This is a genomic window from Roseibium sediminis (genome assembly GCF_008711325.1).
Taxonomy (GTDB): Bacteria; Pseudomonadota; Alphaproteobacteria; order Rhizobiales; family Stappiaceae; genus Roseibium; species Roseibium sediminis.
Genome location: NZ_VXDB01000013.1, coordinates 107,856 through 124,236, shown reverse-complemented (window position 1 = coordinate 124,236; position 16,381 = coordinate 107,856). Strand labels below are relative to the sequence as shown.

The 16,381-nt window shown below is 57.2% G+C and carries 17 protein-coding genes; 2 read left to right on the top strand and 15 right to left on the bottom strand.

The features are described from left to right. Positions 1-31: 31 nt before the first annotated feature. From F0155_RS14500 to F0155_RS14445, 12 genes are all read right to left on the bottom strand, one after another. On the bottom strand, positions 32-241 hold the full coding sequence (locus tag F0155_RS14500; RefSeq protein ID WP_150525244.1) for a cold-shock protein: 210 nt from the start codon (positions 239-241) through the stop codon (positions 32-34). 281 nt (positions 242-522) lie between these two features. Further along, complete coding sequence (locus F0155_RS14495; protein WP_150525243.1) at positions 523-1,581, bottom strand: aromatic ring-hydroxylating oxygenase subunit alpha; 1,059 nt, start codon at positions 1,579-1,581, stop codon at positions 523-525. A gap of 105 nt (positions 1,582-1,686) precedes the next feature. Beyond that, positions 1,687-2,265, bottom strand: a complete 579-nt coding sequence (locus F0155_RS14490; RefSeq protein WP_150525242.1) for a hypothetical protein — start codon at positions 2,263-2,265, stop codon at positions 1,687-1,689. A 71-nt stretch (positions 2,266-2,336) separates the two neighbouring features. Beyond that, positions 2,337-3,002 (bottom strand): alpha/beta hydrolase, encoded by a 666-nt coding sequence (locus F0155_RS14485; RefSeq protein WP_192913818.1) that lies wholly within the window; start codon positions 3,000-3,002, stop codon positions 2,337-2,339. Further along, positions 2,999-4,261: a TCR/Tet family MFS transporter gene (locus F0155_RS14480; protein WP_208999285.1), complete on the bottom strand. Its 1,263-nt coding sequence runs from the start codon at positions 4,259-4,261 to the stop codon at positions 2,999-3,001. Before F0155_RS14480 ends, F0155_RS14485 begins: the two co-directional genes overlap by 4 nt. A 203-nt stretch (positions 4,262-4,464) precedes the next feature. Then, a complete protein-coding gene (locus F0155_RS14475; RefSeq protein ID WP_150525241.1) occupies positions 4,465-4,665 on the bottom strand; it encodes a cold shock domain-containing protein in 201 nt (66 codons plus the stop codon). Between the two features lie 317 nt (positions 4,666-4,982). Next, a complete protein-coding gene (locus F0155_RS14470; RefSeq protein WP_150525240.1) occupies positions 4,983-5,444 on the bottom strand; it encodes a YtoQ family protein in 462 nt (153 codons plus the stop codon). A gap of 18 nt (positions 5,445-5,462) precedes the next feature. Beyond that, positions 5,463-6,338 carry an SDR family oxidoreductase gene (locus F0155_RS14465; RefSeq protein WP_150525239.1) on the bottom strand — a complete coding sequence of 292 codons (876 nt, stop codon included), beginning with the start codon at positions 6,336-6,338 and terminating at the stop codon, positions 5,463-5,465. A gap of 4 nt (positions 6,339-6,342) precedes the next feature. Beyond that, a complete protein-coding gene (locus tag F0155_RS14460) occupies positions 6,343-7,182 on the bottom strand; it encodes a TrmH family RNA methyltransferase (RefSeq protein WP_150525238.1) in 840 nt (279 codons plus the stop codon). After that, a complete protein-coding gene (locus F0155_RS14455; RefSeq protein ID WP_244303518.1) occupies positions 7,179-8,132 on the bottom strand; it encodes a class I SAM-dependent methyltransferase in 954 nt (317 codons plus the stop codon). Before F0155_RS14455 ends, F0155_RS14460 begins: the two co-directional genes overlap by 4 nt. A 177-nt stretch (positions 8,133-8,309) precedes the next feature. After that, entirely contained in the window at positions 8,310-10,754 is a 2,445-nt protein-coding gene (locus tag F0155_RS14450) for a methyl-accepting chemotaxis protein (RefSeq protein ID WP_150525237.1), read from the bottom strand. Positions 10,755-11,087: 333 nt separating this feature from the next. After that, positions 11,088-11,846: an SDR family NAD(P)-dependent oxidoreductase gene (locus tag F0155_RS14445; RefSeq protein ID WP_150525236.1), complete on the bottom strand. Its 759-nt coding sequence runs from the start codon at positions 11,844-11,846 to the stop codon at positions 11,088-11,090. Between the two features lie 127 nt (positions 11,847-11,973). Here F0155_RS14445 and F0155_RS14440 point away from each other — a divergent pair, with 127 nt between their 5' ends. Next, a complete protein-coding gene (locus F0155_RS14440) occupies positions 11,974-12,228 on the top strand; it encodes a (2Fe-2S)-binding protein (RefSeq protein WP_150525235.1) in 255 nt (84 codons plus the stop codon). A gap of 4 nt (positions 12,229-12,232) precedes the next feature. Beyond that, positions 12,233-12,718, top strand: a complete 486-nt coding sequence (gene bfr, locus F0155_RS14435; protein ID WP_150525234.1) for a bacterioferritin — start codon at positions 12,233-12,235, stop codon at positions 12,716-12,718. Positions 12,719-12,726: 8 nt separating this feature from the next. Here bfr and F0155_RS14430 read toward each other — a convergent pair whose 3' ends face one another. Genes F0155_RS14430 through F0155_RS14420 form a run of 3 tightly spaced genes read right to left on the bottom strand, consistent with a single transcriptional unit; the run spans position 12,727 to position 16,334 of the window. Continuing rightward, positions 12,727-13,374 carry an ATP-binding cassette domain-containing protein gene (locus F0155_RS14430; RefSeq protein ID WP_150525233.1) on the bottom strand — a complete coding sequence of 216 codons (648 nt, stop codon included), beginning with the start codon at positions 13,372-13,374 and terminating at the stop codon, positions 12,727-12,729. Between the two features lie 8 nt (positions 13,375-13,382). Beyond that, entirely contained in the window at positions 13,383-15,071 is a 1,689-nt protein-coding gene (locus F0155_RS14425; protein ID WP_150525232.1) for an ABC transporter permease, read from the bottom strand. A gap of 39 nt (positions 15,072-15,110) precedes the next feature. After that, complete coding sequence (locus tag F0155_RS14420; protein WP_150525231.1) at positions 15,111-16,334, bottom strand: ABC transporter substrate-binding protein; 1,224 nt, start codon at positions 16,332-16,334, stop codon at positions 15,111-15,113. Between the last annotated feature and the right edge of the window lie 47 nt (positions 16,335-16,381).

Below are 16,381 nucleotides of genomic sequence, written 5' to 3'. Positions count from 1 at the left end.
TTTTAAAACTCGTTCGGCTTACGCCAGAAGCTTAGACAGCCTGCAGGTTGTCAGCAGCGGACTTGCCGGAACGGCGGTCCTGAACAACTTCAAAGCTGACCTTCTGGCCTTCAGCCAGAGACTGCATGCCAGCGCGCTCAACAGCGGAAATGTGAACGAAAATGTCAGCAGATCCGTCTTCCGGCTGAATGAAGCCATAACCTTTGGTGGTGTTGAAGAACTTTACGGTACCGATAGCCATGATGATTTCCTTTCAATCAGTCATAGAGAATGCTGCAGGTCGAATTCGGCCATGCAGCGGTTTAGTCGACGTTGAAGGGAAGATCGTTCAGGCCGCAGAAAACTGCGCAGTAACAAAGTTCGGCAAACAAAATCGATGACGCTTTCTAAGGGATGCCACCGTGAAAAGCAATGGGATTCGGTTGTAAAGCGCGAGCCTGTCCCCTTTTTCGTCACCAAATCCTAAAGCCATCCATTTGACCGCAATGCCGGATTTGGCAAATCTGTCAGGTTGTACCGCCTTCAGCTCATCCAGCGCAGGGTCTTCGCTTGAACAGGGTTCTCGAACGGGCGATCCTCTGCAGCCGACTTGTCCCATTCGCGCTTCAGTTGCATCCACCAGCGCCCCTGGGTGTCGGCGTCATTGATCAGCATGAGTTTTGGATTGAACTCCAGACCTTCGCGCTGCTGGATAACGACCTGCCGATCCTGATTGAGGAAGACGCTCATGAGGTGCTTGACCAGCGGCTTGAGTGGCTTGACCCAGCCCATTGTCGTCCAGAACAGCTGGCGCACTTCGGTTTCATCCGGCGTAACAGGCGTGATCGTGGTCAATCCGACGACGGAATGCTTCGATCCCTTGATGTGCTCGATGCGCAAACCCGGCAGCTGATAGCGGATTTCCGTGGTCACGTCGTCGCCAAGCACCTTGTAGGCGATGTTCTGCGGCGGAAGCTTATGACGCACCATGGCCCAGCCGAGTTCTGCCGGTTCAAAGTGCTTTTCCTTGGAGCGGAGCTTCGTCGCGTTCTTCTTGAACCACCAGGAGGTATGCACGAAGGCCGCGTGGGTCGGATCCATCAGCCCGAGAGCCGCATGATCAACCGAGCAGATGAACGGCTGCATGATGTCGACGGTCGGAGCAGCGTCCAGCGGGAAGTCCGGCAGTGTCGGCGGCTCCGGCTGACGGCCGTCTTCCGGCTTCTCTCCATTGGCAGCGAAGTAGATCCAGATCAGGCCTTGCCGTTCGATCGCCGGATAGGCGCCACAGGAGATCTTCGAATAATCGATGGTCTGGTATTCATGGGTTGACGGAATGTCGACGCAGGTGCCTTCCGTGTCGAACTTCCAGCCATGATAGCAGCACTGAACGTGTTTTCCGTCGAACCAGCCGTGGCGAAGCGGAATGCCTCGGTGCGGGCAGATATCGCGCAAGGCAAACACCTTGCCGTTCTCGTCCCGGCCAATGAGCACGAGTTCGCCCATCAGCTTCTTGCCGGTCATGGCACCCTTCTTCACTTCCCGGCCCGGGCAGGCAACGTACCAGAGACCGCGCAACAGGTCGGCTTGAAGTTTGTCCACGGATGTTCCCCTTCGCGGCATGTCCGATTTGCGGATGCGCGAAGCTTTAACCGAGGTTCAGGCAAGCCTCAAGTGAAACGGGTTACGAAGAAAACCTGATAGAGCTCAAGCGGTCAGTTCAGCCAGACTGGCAATTTGCGAGCCGCTGCCCGCGTAGAGCGAACTGACGGCTGCGCTTTGGTAGCTGAATTCGGCATCGCCAAGTTTACCTTCGATGCTCGATGCGCTCGCAGTGCGCACGGAAAAGCCGGTTTCACTGGAATAGGAGATCCGCTCATAGGACACGAACTGGGCGGAGATGGTCTGGTCACCAAACTGCGCCTCAATGGTTGTCGTCGTTGTCTTTCCGCTTTCATAGGACACGGACGGTCCGGCGGCCTCTTCTGCAACCAGTGCGGATTTCAGCTTGCCAGCTGCCTTCTGGTAGTCCTCGACGGTGGCAAGCGAGCCGGTCTTGTCCTTGTCGTCGTCCCCGTTGTCGCGGCCTTTCTCGACGGCCTCCTGAAGGGCGGCGATCACGACGGCGTCTTCCTCCGCCTTGTCGGCGGCCTGTTCCAGCAGACTGACGGCAGGGGCCTTCGCTCCCTCTCCCTCGTCTTTCTGACGGGCAAGAGAGGTCTGGTTGCCGAAGTTCGCTGAAAAGATGCTTGCGGACTGGGTCGTGGTCTCGATGGATATCTGCATGCCGGCGGCGCTCCGCTTAAAGGGCTCCCCCAAGCGTCCGGGAAAAGCGTTAACACCGCGTTAACCATGGGTCAGTTCGAGGCGCCAAAACAGCGATTGAGATGCCGTCCACCCAAAACCATCGCGCGTTCATCGATAGAATGGCCAAGGTTTTCTAAAAGGTGGGCCTCGATTGTAATGCCCGCGCCCCGAAGCGCCTCGGCGCCTGCCGGCAAGTGGTATGGCAAGACAACATCATCGTCTGCTCCGTGAACCATCAAAACCGGAGTGGGCGTCTTGATGGTGTCCAGCTGGTCGGGGGCTGGCAAGAGACCGGAATAGGCAATGATGGCCGCCGGTGGGAATTTCCGGCGCAAACCCGTGTGGAGCGCCATCATTGCGCCCTGACTGAACCCGACAAGGGCGAGATCGTGATCGGTAAGCCCAAGGCGTGCGAGTTCTGCGTCCAAAAACACGTCCAGCACAGGGCGTGCTGCCTCTGCACCAAGACTGTATTCCCGCATGTCGCGCTCTTGCAGAGCAAACCACTGCCGCCCGCCAAAGCCTTCGAACGGGAGCGGTTCGGGCGCATGCGGTGCCGCAAAGGCAGCGTCTGGAAGGGACGTGCCCCACGCTCGGCCAAGGTCGATAAGATCGTGCCCATCGGCGCCGTATCCATGCAGGATGACAACAAGTTGCCGTGCAGGTCCGCCACTCAGTGGCTCGAGACGGGGGCCGGAAAGAGAGGAAGATATCACGACGTTTGGTCCTTGCTGTCTGCTGCTTCATGCAGCTTCGTCTTGTGGGTTGGTGTAAGGCCTATGACTGCACAAACCGCCGCCAGGATGATCAATATCGCAGATAATGCGAAAGGCGCGCCCGGGAAATAGATGGCAGCGCCCGGTGCGGTAAAAACTGCAAAGAGTTGGGTCGTCGCGACGGGGGTAATGATCATGCCTATCCCGGTCACACTGGAAAGCATTCCCTGCAATTCGCCCTGTTGGTCATCGGCAACCATATTGGACATAAGCCCGGAATAGGCAGGTGTGGCCATGGCTCCCAGTGCGGAAAAGGGGAAAAAGGCATAGGCCACCAAACCAGTTGTGACCACTGAAAGGGCAACAAAGGCGATGAGGTTGCAAAGAAGGGACAGGTAGAGCGTGCGTTTCGCACCAATTTTTGGCTCTATGACCCTTATGATATAGCCTTGCACGACAGCAAAACCGACCCCCACCACCGCAAGTGACACGCCAATTTCGCCGGGGCTCCAGTGAAATGTTTCGGCGGCAAAATACGACCAGATACTCGGATAGACATAGTGCGCTAGGTCAAACAGAAGGACTGAGGCCAGCAGCATTCCCAACGTCGGAATGCTCATCAGTTGGCGCAGGGCCCCGAGGGGATTGGCGCGCTGCAGGGAAAACGGACGCCTGTTTCCTGCCGTCAGGGTTTCCGGAAGTACAAAATACCCGAAAAGAAAATTCACGAAGGTAAGAACTGCGGCCGCGATGAAAGGCGCACGCGCGCCGAATTCTCCGAGCAAACCGCCGAGGGCCGGGCCTATGATGAAGCCAACCCCGAAGGCGGCGCCAATAAGTCCGAAATTTTTCGCCCGGTCTTCTTTGGAAGAAACATCTGCGATGAAAGCGGAGGCGACGGAAAAGGTGGCGCCGCAAATGCCCGCCAGCATCCTTCCGAAAATGAGCAGGGCTAGGGATCCTGCAACGGCCATGATCACATAATCAATCGCCAGTACGAAGAGGGATGTCAGCAACACTGGCCGACGGCCCAGATGGTCAGACAAATTGCCCAAAGCCGGTCCAAACAGAAACTGCATCAACGCATAGATAAAGGTCAGCAACCCGCCCCATCGTGCCGCATCGCTGAGACCACTTCCCGATATCTCCGTCAGAAGCGACGGAAGCACGGGAACAATGAGTCCGATACCCATCGCCTCAAGGGCAACGGTAACAAAGATAAAGCTCAGAGAATTGCGGGTGGGGGGATGTGCAGACACGGAACCTGCCGATTCGAAGGAAACAGGGAGGAGAGTACAAAACCTCTCTTGGCAGACGACAGTATCTTCCGATCCAGTCAGGTCAACTGTGGACCAGACTGCGCCGGATGCGACCGCAAGGGATCTTCCAGCCAAAGGAGAACGTCGGCAAATAGAAAAGGGCGGTCGAGCCGCCCTTGTGGTTGGTTTGAAAGAAGAAGGGTCTACAGGACCTTCAGGTCCTCGGCGATGGCCTGTCCCTTGCGATAGGCAAGGTCAAACATGACCAGCTGTCCTTCGCTCAAGGTGTCAATGCCGGAGCGCTTCAACGCCAGACTGTCGACGAGTACTTCTCTTCCGCTTTCAGGTTCGATGGAGCCAAGACCTTGGCTGATGTCGAACCATTTTACATTTCCATGCAACATGGTTGCTCTTTCCAAAATTTTTGCAGCGTTCAAACAATCCGTTTCTAGCCGGGGAATGACACGCCTTGATGACAGTAATTAAAAAGCGAAGCTTGCCAGTCAGGCGCTTCGCTGCGCATTTCCGGTCCATTGACTGCTGCTATTGTGCGTCAAAGACGGAACGGCGCCGGGAAAAAGAGCCGGTTTTCAACGTTTCTTGTGGCGAAAACTAGAAAAATGGCCACGCTTGAGGCTCTTTCCAAATACTATATAGGGTCTTTATGAATTAATTTTCAAGAGTCTTGAGTGAAAGCCCCATTTCACGGGGCTTTCTTTTATCATGAGCGAACAAGTTCTCCGCGGATAACATACCGCAGTATTTCGACGACCTGCTCAGAAGTTTCCGCCACTGCGAGAGCTGCCGCATCAACCTCTTTCAAGGGATGGATCAGGGTCTCGTCATGCAGGATGATCAGGGATTTGCCCAGTGCTGCGGCATATCCAGCATCAAAAGCAGCATTCCATTGTTTGTACTTGTCGCCAAAACGCACCACGACAATGTCAGACTGTTCGATCAGGGTGCGGGTCCGGATGGCGTTCATCTTGGCACCCTTGTGATCGTACCAGAACTTCTTCTCCTCGCCGCCAAGGATCACCGCACCGCAGTCGTCGCTTGCATCATGGTCGGTGACGGGCGCGGCGAAGGTAACTGGCAACTCCAGTTTTTCTGCCCCGTTGATGATGCGTTCGCGCCAGTCGGTATGAATCTCACCGGAAAGGTAGACGTGCCAATCCTGCATTTGGGCCTCCCAAATTGGTTATGTATCTTGAACGTCGGTTTCTTGAAGAGCCCGAAGCGCTGTGCGGTAGTCCGGATAGCGGAAGGAATATCCGAGTTCAGACTTCACGCGTGCATTTGAGACCCGCTTGTTTTCGCCATAAAAGGATCGCGCCATTGGCGTGAGATCTGCTGTCTCGAATGGGATCTCTGGCGGCGGAGCAACACCTAGAAGCTCTGCGGCAAAAGCGACAACGTCCTGCGGCGGAGCAGGTTCATCATCAGTCACGTTGTAAACCCGCGTTTGCGGTCTGCCCATCGCAGCCTTCACGGCCCCGGCTATGTCCTCGACATGAATGCGGTTGAACACCTGCCCCGGTTTCACGAGGCGGCGTGCCCGGCCCTTGCGGAAGTTTTCAAAGGCATTGCGCCCCGGTCCGTAAATGCCGGACAGGCGGAAGATCTGCACAGGGGCACCGGTCGCTTTGGCAAAGTCCAGCCAGGCCGTCTCGGCTTCGACCCGCTGAACCGATCGTTTGGAGACCGGTTTGCAGGCAGTCTCTTCATCTACCCACGCTCCATCATGATCGCCATAAACGCCAACGGTCGAGAGGTAGCCGATCCATTTTGGTCTGGAGGAGGCAAGTGTTGCGCGGCAGGTGTTGAGCACCGGGTCCCCGGACTCATCAGGTGCAATCGACACAAGGACATGGGTTGCTTCGGCCAAAGCGGTGAGCAGGTCGGCGGAAGCCGTCTCGCCATCAAACAGGAACGGAGCAATCCCGGCTTCCCGAAGCTTTTCAGCCTTGTCCGCAGAGCGCGTTGTTCCCCCAATCCAGTCAAACTGCTCGCGCACTGCGTCAATCAAGGCACGGGAAGAATATCCGACGCCAAAGACAAACAAGCGATCAGTCATGGGATCAAAGCTCCAGATAGGGTCGGCGAATTTCGTAAAGGGTGATGCCGGTGGCAACAGCAAGGTTCAGGCTGTCCGCCTGGCCAACCTGCGGAATGCGGATCAGCGTGTTGCAGGCCGACGTCATGGGAGCATCAAGCCCCTGCTGCTCGTTGCCCATCAGCAGGAGAACCGGTTCGCCGTACTCGGCCTTGCGATAGTCAACCGAGCCCTCCAGATGAGTGCCAACAACCGATCCCGGCCACTTGGCGGCAAAGTCCAGAAAGGCTTCTCGTGTGGTCTTGACCAGAGGTACATGGAACAGCGAGCCCATGGTTGCGCGGACAGTTTCCACGGCAAACGGGTCCGTACAGTCACCAACCAGAATGACGCCGGAGGCACCAACCGCGTCGGCCGTGCGAATGATCGTGCCAAGGTTGCCGGGGTCACGAACCCGGTCGAGCGCAACCCATGTGGTTGCTTCCTCTGGCCGAATGCTGGCAAGACTTTGCGTCCTTTGCTCATAGACGCCGACGACCATCTGCGGATTGTCCTTGCGGGTCATCGCGGACAAGATCGCCGTGTTGACCTCAAGGATCAGCGCGCCGCGCGCCTTGGCGCTTGCGGCTGCCTGCTGCGCGATAGGATTGTCCCGGGCATCCGGGCCGATTGCAAGATAGCGGATATCCCAACCCGCCTCCAATGCGTCGGTTGCCAGCTTCAGGCCTTCTGCCACGAAGAGGCCTGCCTGCGTGCGGTGCTTCCGCTGGGCAATCAGGCCCTTGATTTCTTTCACGATCGGATTGGAGTGGCTGGTGATCTGCTTGACCGCGCCGACCCGTGTGGTTTTTCCCGGACCGCTCATCGGCTGCTCCAGCGTGAAAAGAGGGATGTGGAAAGAGCGCGGTGCCCGCCGTCTTCCCGGATGACCAGTTCACCAGACTCCAGAAGGCCGCCTTGCCTGGAAAGGGTTTCGGCCATCAGTTCGTGAACGGCAATGAAACTGGATCGGATGGCGTATGCCGTCAGGATCATGAACAGGGCATCCTTGGACAGAAGCTGCTGCAGCTCCTTCAGCATGCCGGGGAGGGAGGTATAGATGTCCCAGACCTCTCCCTTGGGACCGCGGCCATATTTCGGCGGATCAAGAATTATGCCGTCATAGGTATTGCCTCGGCGCACTTCACGGGCAACGAATTTGGAAGCGTCTTCGCAAATCCAGCGGATCGGCAGGTCATCAAGGCCGGACAGGGCCTGATTTTCCCGCGCATAGGCAATCGCCTTCTTCGAGGCATCGATATGAGTCACCTGAGCCCCTTCGGTCGCAGGAAGCAGGGATGCCAGACCGGTGTAACCAAAGAGGTTGAGGATCTTCAGGGGACGGTCCGGATTGCGCTCGCGTTCGGCGCGTATCTGGCCGTTGACCCAGTCCCAGTGAGCGGCCTGCTCGGGAAAGACGCCGACATGGCGGAAGGACATGAAGCGGCCATTGTAGCGGACCGGTCCATATTCCATTTCCCAAAGTTCTTGCACGTTGCCGGAAAATTTCCAGCGACCCGGTCCCTCTTCGTCCGTATCACCGGAAAAGACCGCGTCTGCTCGGTCCCACTGGGAGGGTTTCAAGCGGCGCGACCCCATGGCCTGAGGCTCGGGGCGGACAATGGTGTAGCGACCATACCGCTCCAGCTTTTGGCCCTCGCCCATGTCCAGCAGCCGGTAGTCTTTCCAGCCCTTTGTTTCCAGCATGACGGGATAGTCGGCAGCGGGAGCAGAACCTGGTGAGGTGAAACGGGACGTGGCGGTAGACTCGGTCAAGATGCAACCTTCAGGCAGGAAACGGGAGTGTGATCGAGGCCATAAGGGGCAGGCAGGTTCGGGTCAATCGCCTTTTTGCCGGACACTCGACGGCTCAAGATAACGTTAGCGGTCCGGATGGCAAGAGGCGGCAGGCTATCCACCCGCCGCCTTCGGTCATGTCAGTCACAGGAATTGTCAGGCAGCTGAAACCTTTTCAAGAAACACATCTACCGATGATTTCAGGGTTTCCGTCTGAGTTTTCAGTTCAGTGGAGGCATTTACGACATGTTCTGCCGATGCGCTTGTCTGGTCCACAGCGTCATTCAGTTCGCTGATATTGGACATGACAACCTGCGTGCCTCCGGAGGCCTGCTGGACGTTTGTCGAGATCTCGTTCGTTGCCTCGCCCTGCTGGGTGACAGCACAGGCAATGGCGTCGGTGTAGCTTCTAACCTCGTCCATGGTTTCCGTGATGGCAGCAATGGCCTCAACGGAGTCACGGGTTGCGGACTGGATGTCGGCGATCTGTGTGGCGATTTCTTCCGTGGCCTTGGAGGTCTGGCTGGCCAGTTCCTTGACTTCGGCAGCAACCACCGCAAAGCCCTTTCCGGCATCCCCCGCTCTCGCCGCCTCGATGGTCGCATTCAGAGCCAGCAGGTTGGTTTGTTCGGCAATGGCCTGAATGAGTGTGATCACCTCACCGATCTTGTTCGCCGAAATCGAAAGCGCCTCGACCTTTTCGTTCGTCAACCGCGTTCCATCGGATGCACGGGCAACAACTTCCGTGGTGCGTTGTACCTGCGATCCGATTTCGGAAATGGAGGCCGCCAGTTCTTCCGCAGCCGACGCCACGCTCTGCACGTTGTCAGCGGCCTGATTGGAAGCATCCTTTGTGGCGGTCGCCCGATTGGAGCTGTCACGGGCAATTCCGGTCAAGGTTTGGGCCGTCGTATCCAGCGTCTGCGAGGTCATGCTCACGCTGGAAAGAAGGTCTTGTACCTCGGCACGGAAGTTGGTGATCAGGGAGCCGATCAGGTTCTGGCGTTCCATCTGTGCTGATTGCAGCCCGGCCTGTTCTTCTTCCAGACGAGTGCGCTCAATCGCATTCTTCCTGAAAATCTCCACAGTCCGGCTCATGTCGCCAATTTCATCGCCGCGGTCACCAAATCCAATCGAAACGTCCCGGTCTCCTTCCGCAAGACGGGCCATTGACTGATTGAGGCTGATGATCGGACGCGAAATGGCGATGTTGAGAATGAAGGCGATGACAAGGCCCGCGCCGAACGCCACTGCAAGAATTGCCCCGATCACGATCAGCGCCTTGTTGCTGGCCTCGCGTGTGGACTGGGATTGGTCAGCCGCCATGCGTTTGATCTGATCGGCGGTGGAGCTGGCAATCACGTTCAGTTCCTGATGCTTCTGCTCCTGCTGGGCCTTGGTAACAAGGATCTCATCAAATGCGGCCTCGAATTTCGCAATGGCAGTGCCCACATCAGCAACACTGTCAGCGATTTCCTCGGACATGCGTGTTGTGGCTTCGGTCAGTTTTTCGGAGGCTCTTTTGAGTTCCTTCAACGCCGTTCTGACCGGAGCTTCATGATTTTCGCCGATGCTGCCAGCCAGCTGCATGGTGCTGGATCGGGCCGACAGAATATTGCGCGCCAGAATGATGGCTTGCTCGCCAAGATTGGAAAGGTCGAGCAGAGTTTCCTGAATGGCAGTTGCCTTCATCATTTCCTTCTCCAATGCGGAATACAGCGCCACTTTCACCTCTGTGATGCTGGCGTTGATCCCCATGTGAAGCTCGGAAACCATCTTCTTCTTGCTGGATTTCTTGAAAAGGTTTTGCTCGCGCAGATAATCAGGTGCTGCACTGGCGTATTTGGTTATTTGACCGGATAGAGTGGAGAAGGCTTCACGGTCTATCCCGATATTGCTGTCACGATCCAGTTCACGCGCGGCCTCTTCCATGGCCTGCAGGGTGCGGGCGATCGCGGCTTGAAACTCCGGTGTGTTATCTGCGGGCTTGATGTGTCCACGCAGTCCGAAATGAGATTCCAGCTGTTCTGCCATGGACTGGATCGCCGATGCGGCTTCGCCATAGCGGTGAACCGTCCGTTGCACCATCTGGCCGCGTTGGGCTTCCGCTTCGGCTTCCTGCTGGACAATGGAAATCTCGTATTCGATCAGGCGGGAAATATCTGCCAGAGCCTTGCTGGTTGAAAGCACCGTTTGAACGGCTGCTTCCTCCGCATTGACGGCTGATACGATTTCTTCAAAGGTCTCGCCGAACTGCCGGGTCAAAGATGAGGCCTGTGCGGCGGCTTCGGCCTGTTTGTCACCTTCGGCAAGGCCCGCCTGCAAGCTGACCAACTTGTCCTTCAGGGACAGTGTCAGGTCGCGAACGTGAGCAGCGTCTGCATCCTTATGACTATCCAGATAGGTTTCTCTGGCAGCAGAAAGGGTCTGCAGGCTGCTCAAGGCAGCTGTCGTCTGGTCGGAAAGCCCGGTTCTCTTGGAGACATCCAGAATGGAAAGCGTTGCCGTCGCCCCCACCACGATGGTGAGCAGAAGGATAGCAGAAAAGCCTATCCAGACTTTGTGAGCGAACTTCAAATTGTTGAAAGCTGTGATGTTCAAACCTGATACTCCAGCCCAAATGAAAGGGATTGATTTCAACCGGAACGTCGGCGTTCGGGTTAAATTTCAGGTAAAGAAAAAACAATAAATACAGATGGTTACACTGAAAACAATCGACAGTGTCGAAACTGCTCCCGGTGATCCGCCACAGGGGCGATCAGGGCTTGCGAGAAGTAACGAGAAAAGCAATCAGGTCGAGCGCTTGAGAAAAAAACAACCAAAGAGTGTTGATGGCTGATGCTGTCGCCTGATCCAAAAAATGCAAAAACGGAAGGCGAATATTTCACCTTCCGTTTTCGATCGATTTCCCCGGTAGCCTGAAAGACGTGGCCTCTAGACGTGCTGGCCACCATTGATGTGGATTTCCGCACCGGACACATAGGTAGAAGCTTCGCTGCACAGAAAGTGGATGGTTTCCGCAACCTCGTCCGGGCGCCCGAGGCGGCGCAGCGGGATATCCTCGACAAGCTTCTCCGTGCCGGGAGACAGGATGGAGGTGTCGATTTCACCGGGCGCAATGGCGTTGACGCGGATGCCGTGCGGTCCGAAATCCGCGGCCATTTCGCGTGTCAGGGAGGCAAGTGCGGCCTTGGACGTCGCATAAGCCGTTCCGGCAAAGGGATGAACCCGGCCACCGGCAATGGAAGTCACGTTGACGATCGAACCTTGGGCATTTTTCAGTTCGGTGAACAACCCACGGCCCAACATGATGGGTGCGAAGAAATTCACCTGGAAGACGTGGCGCCAGACATGCATCGACGTTGTGAACGAATCGAGACGCTCGCCTTTTTCTCCCTTGGGGCTGATGCCTGCGTTGTTCACCAGGGCATTCAGACGCGATCCATGCGGTTCAAGGCGCTTGCGAATTTCCTGGACGGCGTAGCCGAGGTTCTCCGGGTCGGAAAGGTCCACCTGGATGTGGTCTTCAGGTCCCATCGGCCAGGGGCACTTGTCGGAAAACGCGTGGCGCGAGCAGGTAATGACCCGCCAACCGGCAGCGGAAAAACGCTTCACAGTCGCATGACCGATCCCTCTGCTTGCGCCCGTCAGGACGAGGGTCTGGCGTGTATCTATGCTGCGTTGTTCATTCATGGGAAAGCCCTGATGATGGATAATTGCGAGTGCGAATAAAGTTGACTTTTTGATGCCAGTTTAGTTTATCCGCGAAACTCCTTATATGCGAATTTCGCTGGCCACGGGAAATTAATCGGACGACCGGATGCTAGTTTGCTCCTGCAATGTGTTATCAGACAAGCAGCTGCGCAAGGCAGCGGAAGAGATGCGCCAGGACCCGAATGGCAAGATGCCAACACCAGGTTCCGTGTTCCGCCATCTTGGCTGTCGTCCGCGTTGTGGTGGATGTTTTCCGAACGTGATTGACATCATTCACCAAAAGGCGTCTGAAGACCAAGCTGGCTCCGGGGCGACAGACAAACCGGACGGCGAAACCAAACTGTTGGCAGCGGGAGAGTAGGTCCATGAAGGGTGACGCAAGGGTCGTTGAATATCTGAACAAGGCCTTGCGGCATGAGTTGACCGCCGTCAACCAGTACTGGCTGCATGCCCGCCTTTTGCAGGACTGGGGCTTTGGCAAGCTGGCGGCAAAGGAACAGGCTGAGGCGGAGGAAGAACGCACCCACGCCCAGGACCTGATGGACCGCATCATCTTTCTCGAGGGCTTGCCCAACCTTCAGGTTCTTGATCCGCTGCGGATCGGACAGTCGGTCAAGGAGTGCATCGAATGCGATCTGGCGGCGGAATATGTCGCCCGCGCGCTTTATCATGAGGCTCGGGAAGTCTGCCATGAGGTGGGCGACTACATTTCCATGAAACTTTTCGAGCAGTTGCTGGCCGACGAGGAAGGGCACATCAACTATCTGGAAAGCCAGTTGAACCTCATCGAGCGGATCGGCATCGACGAGTATTCTTTCCTTCAGGCAAATTCAGCCGACAAAAGCGAGTAAGCATCGCCTCAAAGGGTGATGACAGACCCGCCTGCCGCTTCTGCATCTTCCGGATCATGGGTCACCAGAAGAACCGGAAGATTGCGCTGTCTCGCGATGCTGAAGACCAGCTCCCGGGTTTCTTGCCGCCTCGCGCGATCCAGACTTGAAAACGGCTCGTCCAGCAGCAGTGCTTCTGGCTGAGCGAGAATGAGCCGCATCAGCGCGGCGCGTGTTTGCTGCCCGCCAGAGAGCGTTGCCGGGTCTCGCTCGCCAAGCCCTTCCAGTCCGACCTCGGTCAATGCAGCCTCTGCCTCCGCCCGACGCTGGGAAGCCGTCAATCCCTTTGCGGGCAAGGCAAAGAGCAGGTTTCCAAGAACGGTCATATGGGGAAACAGCAGGGGGCTTTGGAACATCAGACCCGTGCGCCGGTTCTGGGGCGGCGTATCCGTAATGTCCCGCCCGTTAAGCACGATTTTGCCCTCCGCGGTGAAGGCTGGAGCGAGGAACCCGGCAATGAAATCCAGAAGGGACGACTTGCCGCTGCCGCTTTCGCCCATCAAAGTCAGGACGCATCCTTGGGGAATTGTCTCGTCAATGGTCAGGAGCTGCCGCGTTCCAAGTGAAAGCGAAACAGAGGCAAGTTTCAGACCGGATGAGGCTGCGGCGGAGTGCAAGGGGGCTCCTAGAAGCTTGAGGCGGGACGCATCGCAGACCTGTTTCGGAAGACGAGCGCAGGCAGCATGAGGGCGACGGCGAAACTGAACAAGGGCAGAACGAGCTGTAGCAGGGCGTAGACTGCAAGGGCAGGGCGGTTGCCCCCTGAAGCAAGGGCAAGGCTTTCGGTTGTGATGGTTGTGACGCGCCCGGCGCCGATGACAATGGTCGGCAGGTATTGGGCAACGGAGACCGCAAGGCCGATAGCCAGTGCTACCAGCAACGGCTGCAGGAGAAGCGGCAGGCGTATCCTCCAGAATATTCGCTGCGTTGATGCCCCCAGCGAGGCTGCAATGCGCCCAAATCGTGGGTCGAGGTGGTCCCAGGGGTCAGTCAGCGCCAGGAACACATATGGAAGGACGAAGACCGCATGGGCAAGAGCAACTGCAAACCATGTGCCGTCGAGCCCCAGATAGACCAGCGCCACATGCAGGCCAAACAAGAAGCATACCTGAGGGACAAGAAGAGGGATGAAAAGGATGCCGCGCAAGAGGGGGCCCGGCTTTGCATTTTCCCTTGTGTGAGCCTCCAGCAGCCAGACTACAAGAAGAAGCGATGGAACGGCCGAAACCATGGCAATGACCGCGGTCGTGAGGATTGTTCCGTTGTTATCTTTCAGTGCCGATTGCCAATGGTCTAGCCCGAAAGCACTTGGAAACAGTTCGGGGAACCACCAGCCGTCAGAAAACGACCACACCCCGAGAACTGCAAAACCACCAACCACAGCGATCATGGAGCCGGTCATGAAAGAAACCGCCAGCCACCTTTGAAGCCCGTCCTTCGGGCCTCGATTTCCCGATCGATACATAGGTTCGGCCAAGGTCTTGCAAACCGTCTCGCCTGCCACCCAGACCAGTATTGCGGCGCCGGTTACCCCGATCTGCAAAATCGCGGCAGCGGATGCCTGAAACCGGATGGCGGGTTCCGGATCAAACAGCCAGCCCAGGATCCGAGGTGCAAGAGGTGGAGGGGTAGTCGGCCCCAGTATCATTGCCACATCGACAACCGACGTTGAATAGGCAAGGACGGCGAAGATCGGCAGTCTGATCTGCGGATAAATCTGCGGAACGACCACGCACAGGAACCCTTTGATCCGGCCATAGCCAAGATTTGTCACGACCTTGGTAAGTTCCAGAACCCGGCTCTGGGGTAGCGCAGCCAGCATCATCAGGAACAGGAATGGGACCTCTTTCAGCACCAGACCGGCTGTCATGGCGATCCCGTACGGGTCATTGAGGATCAGGACATCGGGTGGTCGCTCAAACCCTGTGGCCCACGGGGAAAAAAGGCGCATCAGAAAACCCGAAGGCGCAATCAGGAAGGCAAGTGCAAAGGCCGTTGCAGCATGCGGAATTGCCAAAAGCGGTGCCAGGAAGCGGCTGATCCTTGAGAAGATTTGCGCGCCGAGCCAGCCGGCCGTGAAGAGGATCACGATCAAAAGGGAAAGCGCGGTCGCAGCAAGTCCGGTGCCAAGGCTCAACCCGATTGATGTCAACATGCCCGGCGCATTGAACGCAGCCCGGAAGGGGGCGATCGAGACTTCGGTGGACCCAAGAGCCGGTAGATAACCAAAGGCCGGAACGAGCGTTCCGACGAGACCCGTCACGACGGGTCCCGCGAGAAGGCCGATGATAATCGCCTTGGGCCAGAGGGCCATTCTGGTTGATCCCTGTCTTGTCACCCCTTGGCCCGGCCGTCAGGAATTGCCGTAGCGCGTTTCCCAGGCTTTCTCGATGGCCGTAACCCAGCTTGGATGCGGTTCTGGAAGGGTGTTCCCAAGTTCTGCAGGCGACAGGGTCGCGATCCCGAGGTCGAGTTTGTCAAAGGCGGCACGGTCTGCTGCCTCAAGCCCGGCAACATCAAGCACGGTCGGATCGCCCCAATGTGCAGGATCCTGCTTGCGTGCCTGAGCCTCGGGCGACAGGAGGAAGTTGGCGAGAACCATCGCGCCTTGTTTTGCCGAGCTGTTGAATGGGATGGCCACAAAATGGGTGTTGCCCAATGTGCCGTCTTCAAACACGAACGTGCGGATTGTATTGGGCAGTTCCTTGTTGGCAATGGCGCTCGAAGCATCGCTCGGGTTGAAGGTAAAGGCGATGTCCAACTCCCCGTCCGCCAGGAGCAGTCGCATCTGCGCTGCGTTGTTCGGGAACACGGCTCCCTTGCGCCACAGGTTTGGATGCAGTTCGTCCAGAAAGGCAAAGAGCGGTGCCACGTCCTGGTCAAAGGTTGCCTCATCAACGGGGCTGGAGAGTTTCTCCGGGTTTTCGATCAGGTTGATAAGGGCCTGCTTCAGGAATGTGGTGCCATGAAAGTTCGGTGGTTGCGGATACGTGAAACGGCCCGGCTGGCGTTTGACAAGATCCTTGATGGCCTGAAGGCTGCGAGGCGGTTCGGCCAGAACGCGGGTGTCATACATGAAGACCAGTTGCGCCATGCCCCAGGGAGCTTCCTGCCCGTCCGTTGGAACCGTGAAATCACTGAGCACGGTCGGCTTACCGTTCACATCCACATGCGTCCAGTTCGGAAGGGATTGCGCCCAGCCCGGAGCGGCCAGCAGGCCCTGTGATTTCAGCGTGTTGAAATTCTCACCGTTGATCCAGACAAGATCAACGCTGCCGCCATCTTCGCGCCCTGCCGTCTTTTCGCCGATGATCTGGGTGACCACGGCTCCGGTTTCGCTCACCTTCACGTGTTCGACCGAAACGCCGTACCGCTTTTCAACTTCCTGCGCGGCCCAATCGATATAGGCGTTGATCCTCGGTTCTCCGCCCCAGGCGTAGAAATAGACCTTCTGACCCTTCGCCTCTTCCAGTGTGGTATCGGACCAGCCTTCGGCAACGGCGGCGCTGCTGGCCAAGGAGCCGGTCAAGCTGAACAGGATTGCTGCCAGGGACGTTCTGAATCGATGGGTTCGCATGGGCACCTCTTTCATTTGCCAATGGAATCGTTTGGCGCGTCCGACAA